This window comes from bacterium (assembly GCA_020440705.1).
Lineage (GTDB): Bacteria > Krumholzibacteriota > Krumholzibacteriia > LZORAL124-64-63 > LZORAL124-64-63 > JAGRNP01.
Genome location: JAGRNP010000001.1, coordinates 1 through 19,331, shown reverse-complemented (window position 1 = coordinate 19,331; position 19,331 = coordinate 1). Strand labels below are relative to the sequence as shown.

The following is a 19,331-nucleotide window of genomic DNA, read 5'->3' as shown; positions in this document are numbered from 1 at the left end:
CTCGCAACTTCCTGCCCTGTAGGAACATCCGTTTGAGGAAGGGATTCCTCCGCGGCACGGCTGTGCCTGTCGGATATTTTTGATATTTAGGCACAAATGCTGCGAGTTTGTTCGCAAAGACGGAGGCGGAGGCGCGGCGGGGCGCATCGTATCCGGACCGGGCCGAAACGACCGCAAGAGGGACGATCATGGCGCACAGGGGATTCTCCACCACGATGAAGCGAGCGGCCGGCCTGGTCGCGGCGCTGCTGTTCGTGGCGGCGTCCGGCGCCGGAGCGGTGGAGGTGCGGTCGTACGCCAACGGGATCCGGGCCACGATCTACGGGCCCGGGGAGATCCTCGGCACCATGAAATCCGGCGACGTGCCGGGTGGAGTGGAGATCGTGACCCGCAACGGCACCGTCGTGCTCGCGGGTGATCCGGACAAGCTCGTGCCGTTCGACCTCGACGTGGTCGACGGAGCCCTCGGCGCCATGGGCGGTTTCCACGCCCTCGTCGACGTGAACGTCTATCTGCTGCCCCTGACGCCGAGCGAAGTGGGCAGCAGCTTCGCCCGCCAGGACGGGATCTACCTCGCGCCGGGCACCGGGCCCGTCGCCGTCTCGACCCAGGCCTACATCGCGACCCACGAGATGGGCCACGTGCTCACCTGGGCGTTCGTGGACAGCGACCCCGCCCGCTGGAAGCAGTACCTGACCCTCCGCGGCCTCGACCCGGTGCTCAACGGCGCGACCGCCGACCACGCCGACCGCGCCCGGGAGATCCTCGCCGAGGATCTGCGCCACCTGTTCGGCGGCCCCGAGGCGACCGCCACCAACAGCATCGAGAACCACGACCTCGCCCTGCCTGAGCGGGTCGCGGGGCTCCGGGAACTGCTCGTCTCCTTCCTGTCGGACCGGCCTGCCGGCCCGACCGCGCAGCAGGCCACCGCCTACCCGAATCCCTGCAATCCCCTGACGACCATCGCGATGGCCGTGCCGGGTTCGGTCGGTGCGGCTTCGTCCATCGAGCTGCGGGTGTACGACATCCGTGGCGCCCTGGTGCGGACCATCGCCGGGGGCCACGTGGCCAACGGTCGGGTCACCGTCCAGTGGAACGGAGCCGACCAGTCCGGCGGCGCCGCCTCGTCTGGGCTCTACCTCTACGTCCTGCGCGTGGACGGCCTGGTCGCGAAGGGATCGGTCAACCTGGTCCGGTGAGCCAGGGCGGGCCCCAGCCCGCCGCCTTCACCGACTCTCGCCACACGTGCCGATGACCGCCGGCGGGCACCCTCGGGGACCGGCCGGCCGGTCCGGAAGATGCTGGATCCGGGGTGGACACCCCGACGACAGGAGAACCGGGACATGAACATGCATCTGATGAGGGGGGCGGCACTGCTGCTCCTGGCGGGAACGCTGGCCGGCTGCAGCGGGGACGACGCGCCCGTGGCGGCCGACGCCCCACGTCTGCCGGACGCCGTGCAGCTGACCACCAACGACGACGTTTTCGAGGCGAATCCCATCTACTCGCCGGACGGGCAGTGGATCCTGTTCGAAGCCGAGGTGGACGGCAACCGGGATCTCTGGCGGATGCCGGCGGCCGGGGGCGATGCCGAACGCCTGACGAGCGACCCCGCCTTCGACAGCTCGCCCTACTGGGCGCCCGACGGCGGCGCCATCGTCTTCGAGTCCGACCGGGACGGCCGCAAGCACATCTGGATCCTCGACCTCACCACCCCGGGGGCGGCCCCGACCGCCCTGACCTCGGGTGACGGCGACGACGGCAGTCCGGCCTGGTCGCCGGACGGCACCCGGATCGTCTACGAGTCGAACCGGGAGCGGCGCCTGGGCACCGACCTCTGGGCCTCCCCGGTCGCCGGCGGCGAAGCCGAGCGCCTGACCAAGTCGGACGACGGCGTGTACCACCGGTCGGCCGACTGGTCGCCGGACGGCACCGAGATCGTCTTCGAGGCGAACCTGGACGCGGGCAGCGTGGCGCTCCACATCCTGCATCTCGAGAGTGGCGAGATGCACCGGATCACGCCGCTGCCGGGCTACGAAGGGCATCCCTCGTGGTCGCCGGACGGGGCGCGGATCGCCTTCGAGGCCATGGTGAACGGCACCATGGAGATCGGTGTGGTCGCCGCGACGGGAGGCAAGGTCCGCATGGTGACCGACACCGGCGGCTACTGGCCGCGCTGGTCGCCCGACGGCCGCACCATCGTGTACGGCTCCTTCGGCGCCAACGAACCGAACCTGTGGTGGATCCCGGTCGAGTGATCCGTCGGCGGAACGGCGAACGAAGAACGGCCGCTTCCCGGAGGAAGCGGCCGTTTCGTATTTGGCATCCCCGACGGGGATCGAACCCGTGTTGCCGCCGTGAAAGGGCGGTGTCCTAACCACTAGACGACGGGGACGCCGAGCTTCAGCGCCAAAAACTAGTGCGGGCCCGTCCGGATGTCAAATGGCGCGAGACGGGCCCGTCGCCTCCCTAGCGCGCCGCTTCGGCGAACAGGGCGGCCGTGGTGCGGGCGCCCCGCCAGAAGTTCTCCAGGTGGAACTTCTCGTTGGGCGAGTGGATGTTGTCGGTCGCCAGACCGTAGCCCAGCAGCAGCACCGGGGCCTTCAGGCAGGCCTGGAACGTGCCCACGATCGGGATCGAGCCGCCCTCGCGGATGAAGACGGGCTTGGCGCCGAAGCCCATTTCCAGGGCCCGCATGCCGGCCTGGACCATGTCCGAATCGCGGGGGACGAGCACCGGCTTGGCGCCGTGGTGGTCGATCACCTCGACCTTGACCCCCGCCGGCGCGATGTCGTGGACGTAGCGGGTGAAGGCCGCCGCGATCTCGGCGGGATCCTGGTTCGGCACCAGGCGCATGGACACCTTCGCGAGGGCCTTGGCCGGGATGATCGTCTTGGCGCCCTCGCCGCCGTAGCCGCTGGCCAGGCCGTTCACGTCGCACGTCGGTCGGCCCCACATGCGCTCCAGCGTGGTGTAGCCCTTCTCGCCGAACGGGGCGCAGGCGCCCGTCTCCTGGAGCAGGATCTCGTCGGTGTAGCCGAGGGCGGCGAAGCCGTCGCGCTCGTCCCGATCGAGGTCGAGCACCTTGTCGTAGAAGCCGGGAACCAGGCATCGACCGTCGGCATCCTTCAGCCGGGCGACGATCTCGGCCAGGGCGTTGGCCGGATTCTGCACGGTGCCGCCGTAGCTGCCGGAATGGAGATCCATGGCCGGGCCCTCGAGCCGGATCTCCATGTACGCCAGCCCTTTCAGGCTGTAGCAGATGCCGGGTGTCGTCTCGTTGTAGAGGGTCGTGTCGGAGATGACCACCGCGTCGCAGGCCAGCTTGGCGGGATTCTCCTCGGTGTACTCGTAGATGCTGTGGCCGCCGCACTCCTCTTCGCCCTCGATGATGAACTTGAGGTTCACCGGCAATTCGACACCTGCGCGCACGTAGGCCTCGAGGGCCTTGAAGTGGGCGTAGACCTGCCCCTTGTCGTCGCAGGCCCCGCGCGCGTAGATCACGCCGTTCTCGACCCGCGGCTCGAAGGGCGGCGTGTCCCACAGATCGAGGGGATCGACCGGCTGCACGTCGTAGTGTCCGTAGAAAAGGAGGGTGCGACGGTCGGGACGCTGCTCGGTCTCGGCGTAGACGAGGGGGTGTCCGCCCTTGTCGATCTTCTCCACCGCGAGACCCAGTTCCCGCAGCTCGGCGGCGACGAAGTCGGCGGCGCGTGCGATGTCCGGCTGGTGCGCGGACACGGAACTGATGCTCGGGATGCGGAGGAACGCGGCCAGCTGATCGACGTGCTGCTGGCGATGGGCGTCGAGATAGGCGAGCACTTTTTCGCTGGCCATGAAATGCTCCTTCTGCTAGTTTTCGGGCACTGTGAGCCGATTGCGGTGTGTATTCCCTTCCGGCTGCAGAGGGCTCGACAGCCGGTTTCCGGTCGTATTCACCCGGGAAAACTACTCTTGACAGGGACCGCTGTCGAGGCGATTGTGTCGCAGCTTGCCGGACGCCCGGTTCTCCGGGACGTTGAATCTACGGATTGATTCCGGCGCTGGAATTCCAATTCTTCCGCCGACGCCGGCCGTCGTCGTTCCGCGACGGGGGACGTGGGCAGAACCACCTAGCTAGGGAGGACCCCAATGGCTGACATGATCATCAGCAAGAGCAAGACCAAGGAATCCGTCAAGGAGTGCAACGTGTCCGGCGAGTTCTACTCCGCCCTGGACGGCAAGGTCCGCGAGCTGATCAAGGCCGCCGAGAAGCGCGCGGTCGAGAACGGTCGCAAGACCGTCCGCCCCTGCGACCTGTAAGAGCAGGTGGGCCGGCCCGACGGCCGGTTTGATTCGGAATCGACGGGAGCCTCGCGGGGCTCCCGTTTCCCTTTGCCCCCGGACGTCGCGCGGTGGCGCCGCGCGGGGACGGTTTCCCCCCGACGGTCGCCTCGCGGCCACCTCTCCCTGATCTTCCTGCGCGAGTATCCGGTCCGGGCGGCCCCGTCGGGACTGTCCGCGGTTCGGCTTCCCGCTTGCACGGTGCCCCTCGCGCTGTGCGCGGAAAGGAGGGGCCATGGCCGCCAGGAGAATGGCCCGGGTCGCCACCGGGGTGCTCGACGGCATCGACGGGGTGGTGGTCACGGCCGAGATCGACATCACGCGGGGGATGCCCGGCTTCCACCTGGTCGGGCTGCCGGGCGCCGAAGTGCGCGAGAGCCGGGAGCGCGTTCTGTCGGCCCTGCGCCACAGCGGCCGCACCGTGCCGCTCGGCCGGATCACCGTGAACCTGGCCCCGGCCGGCCTGCGCAAATCCGGGGCGGCCAGCGATCTGGCCATCGCCCTGGGCATCCTGGCGGCGGGGAAGCAGGTCCGGCTGGGGCCGTCACGCCGCACCGGGGCCGCCTTCATCGGCGAGCTGTCCCTCTTCGGCGAGGTCCGACCGGTGCGGGGGCTGCTGGCCCTGGTCCTGGCCCTGCGGGACCAGGGGGTGATGACGATCGTCGTGCCCCGGGCCCAGGCGGCCGAGGCCCGCCTGGCCGCCGGGACGGAAGTGGTGGGGGTGCGCGATCTGGCCCAGGCCGCCGCGTGGTGGGAGGGCGGGCCGGCGCCCGCAGGTGGGAGGCACCCGGTCGCCGCCACCGAGCCCGCAGAACCGTCGCAGCCGCTGTGGCCCGATCTGCAGGGGCAGCCGGATGTGCGCCGGGCGGCCATGCTGGCGGTCGCCGGCCGGCACCACTGCCTGCTGGTCGGGCCGCCGGGCACGGGCAAGACCCGCCTGGCCCGCAGCCTGGCGCGGCTCGGACGGCCCCTCACGCCCGCCGAGGCCCTCGAAGTGACGCGCATCCACGGCGCGGCCGGCGGCAGGCCGACCACGGGCCTGGTCCGGTCGCGGCCGTTCCGGGCTCCCCACCACACGGTGACCCGGGCCGGGCTCGTCGGCGGCGGGGCCCCGCTGCGACCGGGGGAGGTGACCCTCGCCCACCGCGGTCTGCTCTTCCTGGACGAGGTGACGGAGTTCGCGCCCCAGGTGCTGGACAGCCTCCGCGAGCCGCTGGGCGACGGCACCGTGGCCGTGGCCCGCGGCGGGGGCGCCCGGTTGTATCCGGCGGACTTCCAGCTGGTGGCCGCCATGAACCCGTGCCGATGCGGGCACCTCGGCAGCGGAACGGTGCCGTGCACCTGCACGCCCGCCGAGATCCAGCGGTTCCGGGCGCGCCTGTCCGGGCCGTTGCTCGACCGCATCGATCTCTTCGTCGAGGTGGGGGCGTGGGACGGCGCGTTCGTCGGCGCGGCGGCCGTTGCGGTCCCGGGGCCGGATCCTGTCGCCGCGGGCCCCGACTGGCGCGTGCGGCCCTGCCGGGCCGATCTGGAGCGGGCCTGGCGCGCCCGGGCCGAGGGCCCGGATCCGCGTGCACGGCTGGAACAGGCGGGCGCGGACCTGCTCGAGACGTCCCGGCGGACGCTGGGCCTGTCCCTGCGCGGAATGGAACGGTGTCTGGCCGTGGCGGCCACCGCCGCCGACCTGGACGGCGCCGCTGCGATCGGGGAGCACCACGTGCGGGAGGCGCTGGCCTACCGGCGCGAGGCGGTCGGCCTGTGAGGGCGAGGCGGGGCGGGAGCGGAAACGCGACAGGGCGGCCCGGAGGCCGCCCCGTGGTCGTGCGCGCGACGCGGATCAGAAGGAGCCGTGGATGCTCAGCGTCCAGTGCAGGATCGTCATGTCGTTGGCTTCGAATGCGGTGACCGGGCGCTCGGTGATCGTGTTGTTGACCTCGGGGTACTCGTTCAGCGGCACGCGCGTGGTGCCCTCGTTCAGCTCCGTGAAGTAGTCGGCCGGCGTCCACTCCAGGGTGTTGCGGTGCAGGATGACCTCGGCCCGCACGGAGATGTTCCGGTCGGCCAGGAGGCGGATGCCACCGCCCAGGTTCAGGTCGAGGGCCGAGGCGGTGTCGTTGGTGTAGTTCGAGTTCATGTTGTACCACATGTTGCCCACGCCACCGGTCAGGTACGGATGCCAGCTGCCGCTGGCGTCGCTCATGGCCAGGGGGTACCACAGCGCGTTGACGCCGGCCTGCAGCGTGATCAGCGAGCGCGTCTCGGCGTCGAACTCGCCGAGGGGCGGATTGTCGACGACCGGAGCGTTGGGTTCGTTCTTGCGGCTGTGGGTGTTCTCGATGTTGCCCTGGTACTCGGAGATCGAGACGCCGCCCCAACCCTCGATGGCGAACCACTCGGTCAGGTTGTAGCCGATGCGCAGCGTGGGCGCGAAGGCCGACTCGCCTTTCAGTTCCACGTCGCCCCAGTAGGTCGAATCGGTCGTGTACTTGTAGATGATCTGGTCGTGTTTCAGGAGCGTGGTGTTGAGATTCATGAAACCGATGCCCAGGCTGATCTGCAGCGCGCCGCCCTTGAGGGCCGGATCCCAGGCTTCGGCCTCTTCGTCGGCCAGGTCGAGGTCGTCCGCGGCCGTGCCCTCGTCGCGCAGCAGCTTGAAGGTCTTGCCGGCCGCCGGCGCGGGCTTCTCCGCCGCCTGGCCGTAAACCACGGTGCACGAGAGGGCAAACGCCAACAGAACGAGGGCGGACATGACAAATCGGGACATGAATCGGCTCCTGTCCGGGGCAACGCCCGGGGCTCGCGGGGATGCAGCCTGATGTGCTTGTGGATAAATTTCAGGTGCGACGCCTTGGGTGTCAATATTTAATGGCAACCCTTTTGGCGTTCGGGCGTGTTCTCCGTATCATCATGCACCCCGACGCCAACGAAAGAGCATGCGTGTGATTTCCAGCTTTCCTGCTGCCGATCGCTCCCTGCGGTCCGCCCGCCGCCACCCGGCCCGCGGCCGCCGCCGCTGGGTTCTCGGATTCGCGCTGGCGTTGCTGTGCGGCGGTCCGGATGCCTTCGGCGTCGAGTTCTTCGGGCCGGCCACGTTGCCCCAGGACGGGGACGCCCTGAGCGTCCTGGGCGTGCGGTTGCCGGGCCGCGACCAGGACGAGTTCGTCACCGGGAACGGGGCCGGTTTCCTCAATCTGAACCGCTACAATCCCACGAGCGAGTCCTTCACGCTGCTGCACCGGTTCTTCGTCGGAGGCCGGGTCGAGGCGATCGTCCCGTGGCTGGGGCGGCCGGCGTCGGCACCCGGGGTGGTGGCGGCCGTGGCCGACCCGGACCGACTGGTCTTCGTCGAGATCCAATCCACGGCACCGCAGTTGCGGATCGCGGCCGAGGTGGCGCTGGACGAGGATCCCGGCGCCCTCGGCTTCGTGGGCGACATCACGGCGGAGACGCGCGAGGTCGCCGTCACGCTGCCGGGCATGGACCGGGTGGCCATCGTGCGGGGCGCCGCGACGGCCTGGGCCCTGGTGCAGACGGTCGATTGCGGCGACGATCCGACCGGTGCCGCCAGCATCGACCTCGACGGCGACGGCAGCAACGAGTTCGTGCTGGCCCAGACGGGGCCCCTCGCCGGGAACCTCGGCGTGCTCCGGCGTCAGATCGACGGCACGTATACCTTCGGCTCCCTGCCCCTGCCCGGCGTCGTGCCCGACTTCGTGGCCGCGTCCGACATCGACACCGACGGTCGGGACGAGCTGCTCGTGGCGCGCAGCGAACCCCCGGCCGTGCTGGTCTGCGCCGCGGTCGGGGGTGCACTCGTCGTGGAGGAGACGGTGCCGCTTTCGGTGCCCTCGGGCGATCTCGTCGCGGGTCTGCTGCCCGACGGCGCCATGGGGCTGATCAGCGCGAACGGAGAGCGGGGTCTGGTCGAGTACGCCGCACGCCAGGCCGGCAGCTGGGTGCGCCGCGACATCCTCTATCCCGGCTGCCGGGCGGTGGGCCTGGCCCTGGCCGATGTCGACGGCGATCTGCGGCCCGACCTGCTGGCCGCCGGGGGCGTTTCGCAGGTGGCGACCCTCATGCTGGGTACGGCCACGGGCCAATTCGCGGGCATCCGGGCCCTGAGCCTGTCCGCGAGCCCCGGCGCCTTCTCCTTTGCCGACGTGGATGCCGACGGCCACGCCGATCTGGTCGTGGCCGACTCGAACGCCAGCACCGTGCGGGTCTTCGCCGGCGACGCGGCGGGCGGGCTCGAACTCGAGGCCCGGGTCTGGGACGTGGGCTTCGTGACCGGTCCCTTGACCTGTCTGCAACTGGACGGCGATCCGGACCTCGAACTGGCGATCCTCGACGTGATCGGCAATCGGGTGGTGGTCTACGACCTGGACCTGGTGACCGGGCCGACCCCGGTGTCGAGCACGCCGACCGCGACCTTCCCGTTCTTCCTCGGCAGCGCCGACATGGACGACGACGGGGCGCTCGACCTGCTGGTCGTGACCCAGGCGACGCCCGACGTGACGGTCCTTTTCGGGGACGGTGCCGGCGCGTTTCCGAGCGCCACGTCCTTCGCCTTCGACCGGTCGGTGGATTGGCTGGTGGCGCTCGACCTGGACGCCGACGGGCTGCCCGACCTCGCCGGGACCGACGGCACCAGCCGGGTCTGGACCCGTCTGAACGACGGCGCCCGGGGCTTCGGCGACGAGCGGTTCGTCAACGCCGGGCTCGGCGCCTTCGCCATGGACACCGGCGACCTGGACGGCGACGGCGACGACGACCTGGTCGTGGCCAACCGTTCCGAGAGCAGCCTGTCGTTCTTCGAGAACGACGGGTCCGGGGGCCTCGTGCGGCGGATCGGGGCCCACAGCCTGCCGAGCCGGCCGGCGGGCGTGGTCCTGCGCGACTTCGATCAGGACGGCCGGCCCGACGCCCTGGCCAACCTCGCGTCGGCCGGGACGCTGGCCCTGGTGTTCGCCTCGGGCGCCTGGCAATTCGCGCAGCCTGCGGAGATCCAGGGCGGGCCGCAGATGGTCGATGTCGACGCGCCCGACCTGAACGGCGACGGGGCGCCGGACATCCTGACCCTCGACCGGTCGCTGCTGCTGAGCCTGAGCCTGATCAATGTCGATCCCGACATCGTGGCGGTGGCTCCCACGGCCGTGGCCGCGGCCTGCAACGGCGAGGGCTGGGAAATCCGCATCAGGCCCGACCGCCCGGGGCCGTGGGAACTGGAACTGGGCCGTGGATCGGCGTGGCGTCCCCTCATGGCCAATGGCCGCGCCCAGGCCGGAACCGTCGCCTGGGATGGCGAGGGGTGGGTGCTCGACCTGCCCCTCGGCGTGGCTGCGGCGTGGCTGCCGGGAGCCGGTGGCGACTGGCGCGTGCGCCTGAGCGCGGGAGCCGATGGCGACCGGGAGTCGGCCGTCTGGAACCTCCCGTCCGACTGCCTGGCCGCAGACGGGCGTCTGCCCGCCCGGCTGGCCTGGGAGGCGCGCCCGTGGCCGAACCCGTTCAATCCCGCCGTGCAGGCCCGCTTCCGGCTGGGGCAGGCGGGCGAGGTCGAGGCGGTGGTCTACGATCTGGCGGGGCGGCGGGTCGCTACCCTGCTGCGGGGCGAACTGGCCGCCGGCGACCACGGCGTGCGCTGGAACGGTGACGGGCCCGAGGGGCCGGCGGCGGCGGGGCTCTACCTGCTGCGCATCGCCACGCCCGGCGCGGTGCTGCGGCACAAGCTGATTCTGGTCAAATAGAGGGCAGGCGGGGGTTGTTGCCGCCGAGGTAGCGCACCTCGGGCACGAGTTCGACGCCGAAGCGGTCGCGCACGGCCGCGCGCATGCGCTCGGCCAGCCGCAGGACGTCGGCGCTCGTGGCCTGGCCGGCGTTGACGATCATGTTGGCGTGACGGGCGAAGACCCGGGCGTCGCCCTCCCGGAACTCCTTGGCGCCGACCTGTTCGAGCAGGACGCCCGCCGCCCGGCGGCGTTCGCCGGGGGCGGCCGGGGGCAGGTTGCGGAACCAGCTGCCTGCCGACGGCAGATCGACCGGATGCTTGCGCCGACGATCGGCGATGTGCTCGTCCCGTTCCGCGGTGGCGGCCGCCAGGTCGCCGCGGGCCAGCCGCAGCCGGACCCCCAGCAGCACGTTGCCCGTCTCGCGCAGGTCGGTTTCCCGGTAGCGGAAGCCGAACGCGGCGGGACCGACGGTGCGGACCTCGCCGTCCGGCGTCAGCACCGTGGCGTCGACGACGAATTCCCCGATCTCGTGGCCGTAGCAGCCGGCGTTGCCCATGACCGCGCCGCCGACGGTGCCCGGGATGCCGCTGGCGAACTCCAGTCCCGTCAGGCCGTCGGCGAGGGTGCGGGCGATCAGGGCGTCGAAATCGTGTCCGGCACCGCTGGAAACCACCTCGCCCACGCGTTCGTAGTGGGAGTCCCTGACCTGCAGGACCACGCCGCCGAAGCCGCGGTCGTCGGCCAGGACGTTGCTGCCGCCGCCGAGGATGAAGACGGGCAGTCCGGTTTCGCGGGCCAGGGCCTGGAACCGAACCGCCTGGACGGGGTTGTGGATCGGGCACAACAAGGCCGCGGGGCCCCCCACCTGCAACGTGGTCAGTTCGCGCAGGGCGACATCCGTACGGACGAGCGCCTGCAGATCCGGGTCCAGTCGGGCGATCAGGTGCTGGAATTCCACGTTCGAGGCGCCTCCGCCGGTTTCCGGGGCCGCGGCCGGCCGGTCCGGTTGCTGAATCGCCGCGGCTGGAAGCGATTCGTGACCATCCCGGCTAGGATGGACCCGGTCCGAACTTCCGTCAACCCGGGTTGGCAACGGCGGGGTTCGCAGGGTACATTCTGGCGACCGTCCGCCCCCCAGATTCCGCCGCTCCGAGGACGCCCAAGTGACCGAAGCCCGCACCATGACCCCGGCCCTGTCCGGCAGCCCCGAAACCGACCGGCGGATCATCCGGACGGCCCTCGTGCTGTCGGTGCTCCTGCACGTCGTGCTGGTGCTGGGGCTGCGCGAGGTCGACTTCACGCCGGATCCGGAGGAACTGGCGCGGCTGCGGGAAGGCCGTGAGGTGGAGGTCTATCTCGAGCCCGATCCGGAGACCGCCGCCGACGAGAAGGACTCGACCCTGCCGGACACCTACGCCTCGGTGCCCGACCGCCACGCCCAGCCCGAGGCGCCCGACGATCCGCAGTACCTGGCGCTGCACCATTCGGTGGCGGCGGACAACAAGCTGGGCGACGGCGATACGCCGTCGGCCGACGCCGAGGGCGAATTCAACCAGGTGGAGATCCGGCGGGAAGACCTGGCCGGCGCGGCGGGCGTGCAGGTGACGACGCCTCCCGTGCCCGAGCAGGCGCCCGCGACGAGCCGGCAGCAGGCCGGCGCACCGGACGGCGACGCGACCGCCGCCGAGGGCGAGACCCAGCCGCCGGGGGGCGAGTGGGCCATCCCCGAGGAGACGCAGCAGGCGGGAGGGGAGAGCGCCGGCAACGGGAAGGACGCCGAGACCGTCGATCAGCCCGAGCTGGAGGAGTGGTGGAACGGCGCCCGCAACCCGTCGATCCTCAAGGAAGGGAGCGAAGGCGCATCCGGCGATCGCGGCTTCGACTTCGACCAGAAGGCGATGGGGGCGACGACCTCGGGCGTGGCCATCGTCGACGATTTCCAGCTGAGCACCGTGGCCTGGGACTGGGCGCCGTGGATCCAGGTCTTCGGCAACGAGCTGCACCGGCACTGGGTGCCGCCCTACGCCTACCGGCTGGGCCTGATCAACGGCCAGACCGTGATCCACCTCGTGGTGGAGAGGGACGGGCGCCCGAGCAAGATGGAGATCCTCGACCAGACCGGACACCAGTCCCTGCACGACGCGTCGCTGGCGGCCCTGAAGGCCTTCGCGCCCTACCTGCCGCTGCCGGACCACTTTCCGGACAAGAATCTTGAGATCACCCTGATCCTGCACTATCCTGCGTTCCGGCGTTGAGATGGTGGCGCACGGCAGGGACCGGGGTTCCTGCCTTCTTGGTATGTCGGAGGTTTGACTGCACATGTGGGAAATGATCCTCGCCGGACGCTACATGATGATCCCCATCGCCATCGCGTCCCTGGTGGGCATGACGGTGATCATCGAACGGATCCTGGTGCTGCGCCAGGGGCGCATCGTGCGGCCGGAGATCGCCTCGGCGGTCGAGACGCTGTCGGCCAGCCCCGACCTGTCGACGGCCTACGCCACCTGCGACCGGCACCCCGGACCGTTCGCCAACATCGTCCGGGCCGGCCTCGACCACGCGGACAACGACTGGACCATCATCCGTGACGTGCTGGAGGAAGCGGGACGCCAGGAGGCCACGCGCCTGACGCGACGGCTGGGCATCCTGGAGACGGTGGCGGCGGTGTCGCCGCTGCTGGGGCTGCTGGGCACGGTGCTGGGCATGATCCGCGTCTTCGCGACCATCTCGCTGGCCGGGCTGGGCAATCCCGAGACCCTCTCGAGCGGCATCTCCGAGGCCATGGTCACCACCGCCGCCGGCCTGATCATCGGCATCCCGGCCCTGGTGGCCCACAACTGGCTGAACGGCCGGGCCGACCGCATCATCTTCGATCTCGAGTTCTACTCGTCCAAGGTGCTGGACACCCTGCGGCGCCGGCGTCAGGCCGCCCGCGACGGACGGTCGGCGGGATGAGGTTCCGGCCGCAAAAGAAGGGTCGCAGCCTGATCATCAACGTCACGACGCTCATCGACGTGATGTTCCTGCTGCTCATCTTCTTCATGGTCACCTCGACCTTCAAGAACCAGCCGGCGGTGAACCTCGTGCTGCCGCGTTCGGCGACGGCCACCGAGACGGTCGACACGCCGAGCGTGCTGTACCTGACGCGGGACGACCGGATCTTCCTCAACGACACCGAGGTTGACGAGACGCGTTTGCCGGAACTTCTTGGGCGTCTGCGGGCTTCGACGGGGGAGGACCGGATGGTCCTCCGCGCAGACGAGGCGGCGTCCCACGGCCGCGTCGTGGCCCTCATCGACACCATCAAGCAGAGCGGATTCACGCGGGTCAGTCTGTCGGCCCGCGGCGGGCCGGGGCGTTGACCGCGAAGGAGCGGAATTGAAGGACGCGATTCACACGCAGGGAAGCGGACGCGGCGGCGCGGTCGTCCTGGCGGTGCTGGTCTGCCTGGCCTGGGCCGGCAGCCTGCTGCTTTCGGGCTGCACGAGCGATCCCGCCAGCCTGGTGGGGGCCGGACTCGTCGAGACGCGGATCGATTCGACCCTGCTTTCCCTCGAGGTGCGGCAGGTCAGCGGTTTCGCCGGCCTGCCCCTGGTCGACCGGGACCGCACCCTGACCGAGAAACAGGCGCTCTATCTGGGCGTCGAGGGCGGCGCCCGGGCTTCGTTCCTGGCCGAGTACGACCTGACCGACCGCAACACCACGCTCTACCCGGACTCCCTGTTCACCGCGGCGAACATCCGGCGCGTGAAGCTGGGGCTGACCAAGTTCGAGACGTACAAGGCGGCCAACTTCGTCGAACTCGTGACCTGCCTGGAGGACTCCATCTTCTGCGCGCGGGACACCGTCGTCTGCGACACGGTCGGCGGCGTGGTGACCTGCGACACCTTCTGCGTGGCCTGGGACACGGTGTGCGTCGACTCCATGATCACCATCGTGCCCGAGCCCATCGAGGGCCGGCCCCAGGTCTTCCACTACTTCGTCCACGAGCTCGACGCCCCGATCGTCCAGGCGGATTTCGAGAACTACCCGGCGACGCTCCCCGACTACGACCAGCTGCCGTCCAACAGCGACTACTTCGAGTCGGACCAGAGCGACGAGCCCGAGCTGTCCCTCTTCCCGGAGGATCTGCTGGCGCGCTGGTTCCCCGACGGGCGGGTCGGGTTCCTCGTGCAGCTCGGCGACCAGTCCGACCCCGGTCTGACGGGCTACGCCTCGCTCGATCTGCTCTCGACCAACTACAACGAACTCGCCGACCTGAAGGTGGGGTCGGTGCCGGCGCCCAACCTGATCATCGAGTTCGTGGACGGCCTGGTGGACCAGAACCCCAACGACAACGTCGACCAGGATTTCCTGCTGCTGGCGCCTTCCTTCGACTGCACGGTGTGGGAAGAGGTGCCGACCCTGCCCGAGGATGCCGGGAGCGCGGCCGACGGCTTCACCCTGCGGACCGGCCTGCGCTCGTATCCGTCCCTGCGCTTCGACACCGCGAACCTGCCGGTGAACGCGCGCATCAACCGGGCCATCCTCTCGGTGACGAACGATCCGGAGACGTCGTTCGGCCCCGCCATGTCGCTGCAGGTCGTCGAGCTCGATTCGGCCTACGCCGTGCCGGGCCTCGGCTCGGACGTGAGCGTGCTGCGGGACGAGGACCTCGTCTACGCCCTGGACGTGGCCACCAGCAAGGAGCCGAAGATCGACACCACGATCGAACTCGACGTGACCCTCTTCGTGCAGCGCGAGGTGAACGGCACCAACGCCCAGACGCGCAGCCTGCTGCTGACCTGCCGCGAGTACAAGGACGTGTTCCCCACCTTCTCGAATCCCGACCCCACGTACGGGGACTTCTACTACCGCGTGTGGAACTTCCACGGCCTGGCCGATCCGGATCCGGACCTGCGGCCGTTCCTGAAGGTGTGGTACACCGTCGACGGCGAAGTGACGGGAGGCGGCCGATGAGCGCGCGCAACGTGAGGACCGTTCTCGTGGCGGTCGCCGTGCTGGTGCTGGGGGCGGGCCTGGCCCGGTCCCAGACGCCGTTCGCGGCCACGAACATCGGCCAGCGCATCCGGCCCGACGACGCGCGGGTGATCGCGCGCGGGGGCTGGGGCATGGCCGTGGCGGATACGACCCATCCCGGCTTCAAGAACCAGGCCTCGCTCACCTACCTGCGGCACGTCGCCCTGCGCTACACGGGCTACGGCGAACGCACGACCTCGACCACGGCGAGCGGCGAGCGCAAGACGGCCGAGGTGTACTCGCCGGGCATCCAGGTCGCCCTGCCCATCGTCAAGACGCGGCTGAGCTTCACGGCGGGCTTCAACATGTTCGGCAGCACGCGCTGGGACACGAGCGAACCGGCCGTGTGGCTGGTCGACGGCGAGGAGATAAAGGGGGACAAGGTCTCGACGCGCCAGGGCACCCGGTTCAACGTGCCGCTGGGGGTGGCGTGGCGCCCCTTCGGCGGATTCTCGTTCGCCGGCTCGGTCAACCTGGAGAGCGGTTCGGTGCTCGAGCAGTACACCGAGCTCTTCGCGGCGGGGACGGGCCTCTCGGAGAACATCCTCGAGACGCGCAACCTGTACGAGGGCACGTCCTACACCCTGTCGGCGCTGTGGGTGCCGTTCGACAGGCTGCACCTCGGCGCGTCCTGGACGCCGGCCTACGATCTGGACGTCGACCGGACGGCGATCCTCTCCAACGTGACGGTGGCGGCGCGGTCGACGTCGCAGATGCGCATCGCCGACGAGTATCGGGCCGGGCTGCAGCTGCGTCTGATCCGGCGCTGGCAGATCGGGGCGGACATCCAGTACATGCCCATGACCGAGGCGTCCCTGTACGCGCCGTGGCAGGAAGAGGCCGAGGACGAGTATACTCTGGGCGTGGGGCTCGAGCGCCTGAAGGCCCGCGAACGCCGCGCCGGGCTGCGCAACCTGCCGCTGCGCCTGGGGGCCAACCTGCATCGCTGGGGTTATCGTTTCGGGGGCGAGCCCGTCGACGAACTGACGTTCAGCATCGGCACGGGCTTCGCGCTGGCCAACGATCTGGGCCAGCTGGACATGGCTTTCTCGTACGGCGTGATCGGGGATCTGGAGAAGAACGGGGCCGAGAGCACCGTGTATCGTCTGGGCATATCTCTCACCGGCCTGGAGGCCTGGTGGTAGGAGCGGGAGGAAGACGCATGAATCGCATCGAGGGGAATTCGACCGGGGCCACCACCGCGACCGGCCTGCTGCTGGCCCTGGTCGCCGCGGGCCTGCTGCTCGGCCTGACGGGTTGCAAGGAATCGGTGCCCGAGTCGGACCTGGACAAGTTCATCGCCCGCACCGAGACCCTCGACGGGCAGGCCCTGGAGGACACCCTGCAGGCCCTGGCCGCGGGGCCGGCCCCCTTCAGCGCCTACGCCCACTACCTGCTGGGCAACCGCGCCTATGCCGCGGCCGGCGATTCGGCGGCGACCGTGGGCTGGGGTGACGACGGTGTGGGCGTGCTGCTGGCCACGGCCGAGGAGCACTTCACGGCGGCCATCGCCCGGGACAGCACCTTCATCGAGCCGATGGTGAACCTGGGTTCGCTGTGGGACGACCGCTCGGAGCAGATGGGCAGCCGCGCCGAGCGCGACGAGCGCATGGACAAGGCCCGGCTGTACTACGACATGGCGCTCAAGGTCGATCCGACCGACGAGAAGGCCCGCTGCAACCTGGGGGCGCTGTACCTGCGCCAGCGCCGGGTGGGCGACGCCCTGCGCGAGTTCAACACGGCCCTCGAGCACGACGACCGCAGCGCCCTGGCCCACTACAACCTGGCGATCATGTTCGCGGAGCAGAAGGTGTACCGCGAGGCGATCGTGGAGTGGGAACTGGCGGCCAAGTTCGATCCCGACGGGGACATCGGGGGCCGCTCGCGCGACAACATCCGCATCGTCAGGGACCTCATGAACGCGCCGGATCCCGCCGGCCACTGATGGCGTTCCCGCTGGACATCCCGCCCGGGGTGCGTGAGCGCCTCGGGCCCGGGACCACCGTCCTGCTCGGCATCAGCGGCGGCGTCGACAGCGCGGTCAGCCTGGCGGTGCTGCGCGAGCTGGGCTGCGACGTCCAGTGCGTGACCTTCAAGAACTTCTGCTATGGCGACGCGTCGGCCGACCTGACCGACAAGTCGTGCTGCTCGCTCGAGGCCATCGACGACGCCCGGCGCCTGGCGGCGCGCTTCGACGCGCCGCACTGGGTCGGCGACGTGGAACGGCCCTTCCGCGAGGCCGTGATCGACCCCTTCATCGCCGACTACGCCCGCGCCGAAACACCCAATCCGTGCCTGGACTGCAACGGCACCGTGCGCTTTCCCGAACTGGTGCGGCTGGCCGCGCGGCAGGGGTGCGCCTTCGCGGCGACGGGGCACTACGCGCGCATCGCCGCGGTGGACGGGACGATGCGGCTGCTGCGCGGCGTCGATCCGGCCAAGGACCAGAGCTACTTCCTGCACCGGATCGATCCGGAGCTCTTCCCGCGGCTGGTGTTCCCCCTCGGCTGGGCGGACAAGACCCAGGTGCGGGCGGCGGCGGCGGCGCTCGGGCTGCCGGTGGCGACCAAGCGCGACAGCCAGGAGATCTGCTTCGTGCCGGACGGCGACCGCAGTTTCCTCTTCGCCGAACACGCCGACGGTCCGGCCACGCGGCCGGGGGACATCGTCGACCGGTCGGGGCGGGTGCTCGGCAGGCACCGTGGCCTGATCCACTACACGGTGGGGCAGCGCAAGGGGCTGGGCGTGGCCGCGCCGGAACCGCTGTACGTGCTGGAACTCGACCTGGCGGGAGGGCGGCTCGTCGTGGGCGCCCGCGAGGAGACCCTGCGCACCCGCGTCGTGGCCACGGGCTGGCAGGCGGCGGGGCCGCAGCTCCCGGCACAGGGCGAGGTGGCCGCCGGCGACGAGCCCGTCGTGGCCCGTATCCGGCATCGTCACGGCGGAGCGCGCGTGGCGGCCTGGCGACTCGCGGCGGGGCGCCTCGAACTCGATTTGGCCGAACCGGTCGACGCGCCCGCGCCGGGTCAGGCCTGCGTGCTGTACCGCGGCGACGTGGTGCTCGGCGGCGGGCGGATCGCGAGGGAGGCGGACCATGGCTGACGGGCGCCGCAGGCGCACGCTGCTGCTTGGGCTGCTGGCGGTGCTGGCGGCCGGGGCCGTGCTCGGGATGATCGGGCAGCGGCTGGTGCCGCGCGAAGAGGTCACGGGCCGCCTGCAGGAGATCGTCGCCGCAAGGACCGGCGGGATACTCACGCCCGGACGGGTCGGTGTGCGGATCTGGGGCGGACCCGGGGTCGTGCTGCGGGACGGGCGCCTGGCGGGCACCGGGGCGGACCTCGCCGCCCGGACCGGACGGCCGAACGACCTGGGGCCCTACGAGGTGGAGTACCGGCGGCTGGAGGTGCGGCTCGACGCGGCCGCGCTGCTCGCCGGGCGGCTCGAGTGGTCGGGCGCGCGGCTCGTGGCGTCCCGGGTGGACGTCGCCTGGGGCGGCGACCTGCTGAAGGCCCGCGATGTGGAAGTCGCTCTCTCCGGGGTGACGGGTGCGACCGCCGAACCGGGCGACCTGGTCGCGGACGGGGATCTGCGGGCCGCGACTCTCGACCACGACGGCTGCCCGTGGCGCGACGTGCGGCTGACCGGCCACTGGGCGGCGGGCCGCAGCGAAGACATCCGGCTGCAGGCCGACCTGGGCGATGGTGGCCTGGAAGCGGACCTGGACTGGAATACCCGGGCGGACCGGGGTGGTCGCCTCTCCGGGCGCGTGGTGCTGACCGCGGCGCCGGCGGCGGAACTGCTGGCACCCTATCTGCCCGACCTGGCGGCCCGCCTGCGCACCGACCTGAGCGGCGAGATCACGGGAGGCCTCGACCTGGCCGACCGCGACGTGCGGCTGGCCAGCCTCGGCCTGACCGGGCGGCTGCGGGGGACGCCCGGCGAACTGGACGCCGCGGATTGGCTGCGCGAGGCCGGCCCCTACCTGGGCGACCGCCCCGACCTCGTGCACATCCGCTTCGACCGACTGGAGCACGATCTGGTGGTCCGCGGGGGCGTGTACCGGCTGGAGCGGCTCGAGCTCGCCGGCCCGGACACCGAGTGGAGGGCGACGGGCGCGGTGGCGTTCGACGGGAAGCTGGACCTCGCGGTTCACGTGCGGTTGCCCGCGGGCTTCACGCCCGAACTGGGGGCGTTCTCGTTCCTGGCCGAGTCCCTGCGGGACGACGACGGGCGTGTCGGCCTGGGACTGAAGGTGGGCGGAAC

At 70.8% G+C, this 19,331-nt stretch carries 16 protein-coding genes and 1 tRNA gene; 13 read left to right on the top strand and 4 right to left on the bottom strand.

The window, feature by feature from the left end; genetic code table 11:
• Positions 1-188: 188 nt before the first annotated feature.
• Both KDM41_00085 and KDM41_00080 read left to right on the top strand, forming a co-directional pair.
• Positions 189-1,199 carry a hypothetical protein gene (locus tag KDM41_00085; GenBank protein MCB1181810.1) on the top strand — a complete coding sequence of 337 codons (1,011 nt, stop codon included), beginning with the start codon at positions 189-191 and terminating at the stop codon, positions 1,197-1,199.
• Between the two features lie 144 nt (positions 1,200-1,343).
• Positions 1,344-2,258 (top strand): PD40 domain-containing protein, encoded by a 915-nt coding sequence (locus KDM41_00080; GenBank protein MCB1181809.1) that lies wholly within the window; start codon positions 1,344-1,346, stop codon positions 2,256-2,258.
• 62 nt (positions 2,259-2,320) lie between these two features.
• On the opposite strand, the gene KDM41_00075 is transcribed toward KDM41_00080, so the two are convergent.
• Both KDM41_00075 and KDM41_00070 read right to left on the bottom strand, forming a co-directional pair.
• Positions 2,321-2,395, bottom strand: a tRNA-Glu gene (locus tag KDM41_00075).
• Positions 2,396-2,469: 74 nt separating this feature from the next.
• Positions 2,470-3,837 carry a dipeptidase gene (locus KDM41_00070; GenBank protein MCB1181808.1) on the bottom strand — a complete coding sequence of 456 codons (1,368 nt, stop codon included), beginning with the start codon at positions 3,835-3,837 and terminating at the stop codon, positions 2,470-2,472.
• Positions 3,838-4,131: 294 nt separating this feature from the next.
• On the opposite strand from KDM41_00070, the gene KDM41_00065 reads away from it, so the two are divergent.
• Together KDM41_00065 and KDM41_00060 are read left to right on the top strand one after the other, a co-directional pair.
• Positions 4,132-4,302 carry a DUF1931 domain-containing protein gene (locus KDM41_00065; GenBank protein MCB1181807.1) on the top strand — a complete coding sequence of 57 codons (171 nt, stop codon included), beginning with the start codon at positions 4,132-4,134 and terminating at the stop codon, positions 4,300-4,302.
• A gap of 271 nt (positions 4,303-4,573) precedes the next feature.
• Positions 4,574-6,085, top strand: coding sequence for a YifB family Mg chelatase-like AAA ATPase (locus KDM41_00060; GenBank protein MCB1181806.1), 1,512 nt, complete (start codon positions 4,574-4,576; stop codon positions 6,083-6,085).
• Between the two features lie 75 nt (positions 6,086-6,160).
• Here the strand turns inward: KDM41_00060 and KDM41_00055 are convergent, their stop codons facing one another.
• The gene (locus tag KDM41_00055; GenBank protein ID MCB1181805.1) at positions 6,161-7,087 is read right to left on the bottom strand and encodes a hypothetical protein; all 927 of its coding nucleotides are present in this window, start codon (positions 7,085-7,087) and stop codon (positions 6,161-6,163) included.
• Between the two features lie 169 nt (positions 7,088-7,256).
• Here KDM41_00055 and KDM41_00050 point away from each other — a divergent pair, with 169 nt between their 5' ends.
• On the top strand, positions 7,257-10,067 hold the full coding sequence (locus KDM41_00050; protein ID MCB1181804.1) for a VCBS repeat-containing protein: 2,811 nt from the start codon (positions 7,257-7,259) through the stop codon (positions 10,065-10,067).
• Here the strand turns inward: KDM41_00050 and murB are convergent.
• Positions 10,060-11,007, bottom strand: a complete 948-nt coding sequence (gene murB, locus KDM41_00045; protein MCB1181803.1) for a UDP-N-acetylmuramate dehydrogenase — start codon at positions 11,005-11,007, stop codon at positions 10,060-10,062. The genes KDM41_00050 and murB overlap by 8 nt on opposite strands.
• Before the next feature lie 205 nt (positions 11,008-11,212).
• Here murB and KDM41_00040 point away from each other — a divergent pair, with 205 nt between their 5' ends.
• The 8 genes from KDM41_00040 to KDM41_00005 form a co-directional block, all read left to right on the top strand.
• Positions 11,213-12,304 (top strand): energy transducer TonB, encoded by a 1,092-nt coding sequence (locus tag KDM41_00040; protein MCB1181802.1) that lies wholly within the window; start codon positions 11,213-11,215, stop codon positions 12,302-12,304.
• A gap of 64 nt (positions 12,305-12,368) precedes the next feature.
• Positions 12,369-13,004, top strand: coding sequence for a MotA/TolQ/ExbB proton channel family protein (locus tag KDM41_00035; protein MCB1181801.1), 636 nt, complete (start codon positions 12,369-12,371; stop codon positions 13,002-13,004).
• A complete protein-coding gene (locus KDM41_00030) occupies positions 13,001-13,411 on the top strand; it encodes a biopolymer transporter ExbD (protein MCB1181800.1) in 411 nt (136 codons plus the stop codon). Before KDM41_00035 ends, KDM41_00030 begins: the two co-directional genes overlap by 4 nt.
• 16 nt (positions 13,412-13,427) lie before the next feature.
• Positions 13,428-15,008: a hypothetical protein gene (locus tag KDM41_00025; protein MCB1181799.1), complete on the top strand. Its 1,581-nt coding sequence runs from the start codon at positions 13,428-13,430 to the stop codon at positions 15,006-15,008.
• Positions 15,005-16,213 (top strand): hypothetical protein, encoded by a 1,209-nt coding sequence (locus KDM41_00020; protein ID MCB1181798.1) that lies wholly within the window; start codon positions 15,005-15,007, stop codon positions 16,211-16,213. The genes KDM41_00025 and KDM41_00020 overlap by 4 nt, the downstream gene beginning before the upstream one ends.
• Before the next feature lie 17 nt (positions 16,214-16,230).
• Positions 16,231-17,013 (top strand): tetratricopeptide repeat protein, encoded by a 783-nt coding sequence (locus KDM41_00015; GenBank protein MCB1181797.1) that lies wholly within the window; start codon positions 16,231-16,233, stop codon positions 17,011-17,013.
• Positions 17,013-18,170: a tRNA 2-thiouridine(34) synthase MnmA gene (gene mnmA / locus KDM41_00010; protein ID MCB1181796.1), complete on the top strand. Its 1,158-nt coding sequence runs from the start codon at positions 17,013-17,015 to the stop codon at positions 18,168-18,170. The genes KDM41_00015 and mnmA overlap by 1 nt, the downstream gene beginning before the upstream one ends.
• The coding region (locus KDM41_00005) for a hypothetical protein (GenBank protein ID MCB1181795.1) at positions 18,163-19,331 on the top strand (1,169 nt) is incomplete at its 3' end. The genes mnmA and KDM41_00005, both read left to right, overlap by 8 nt.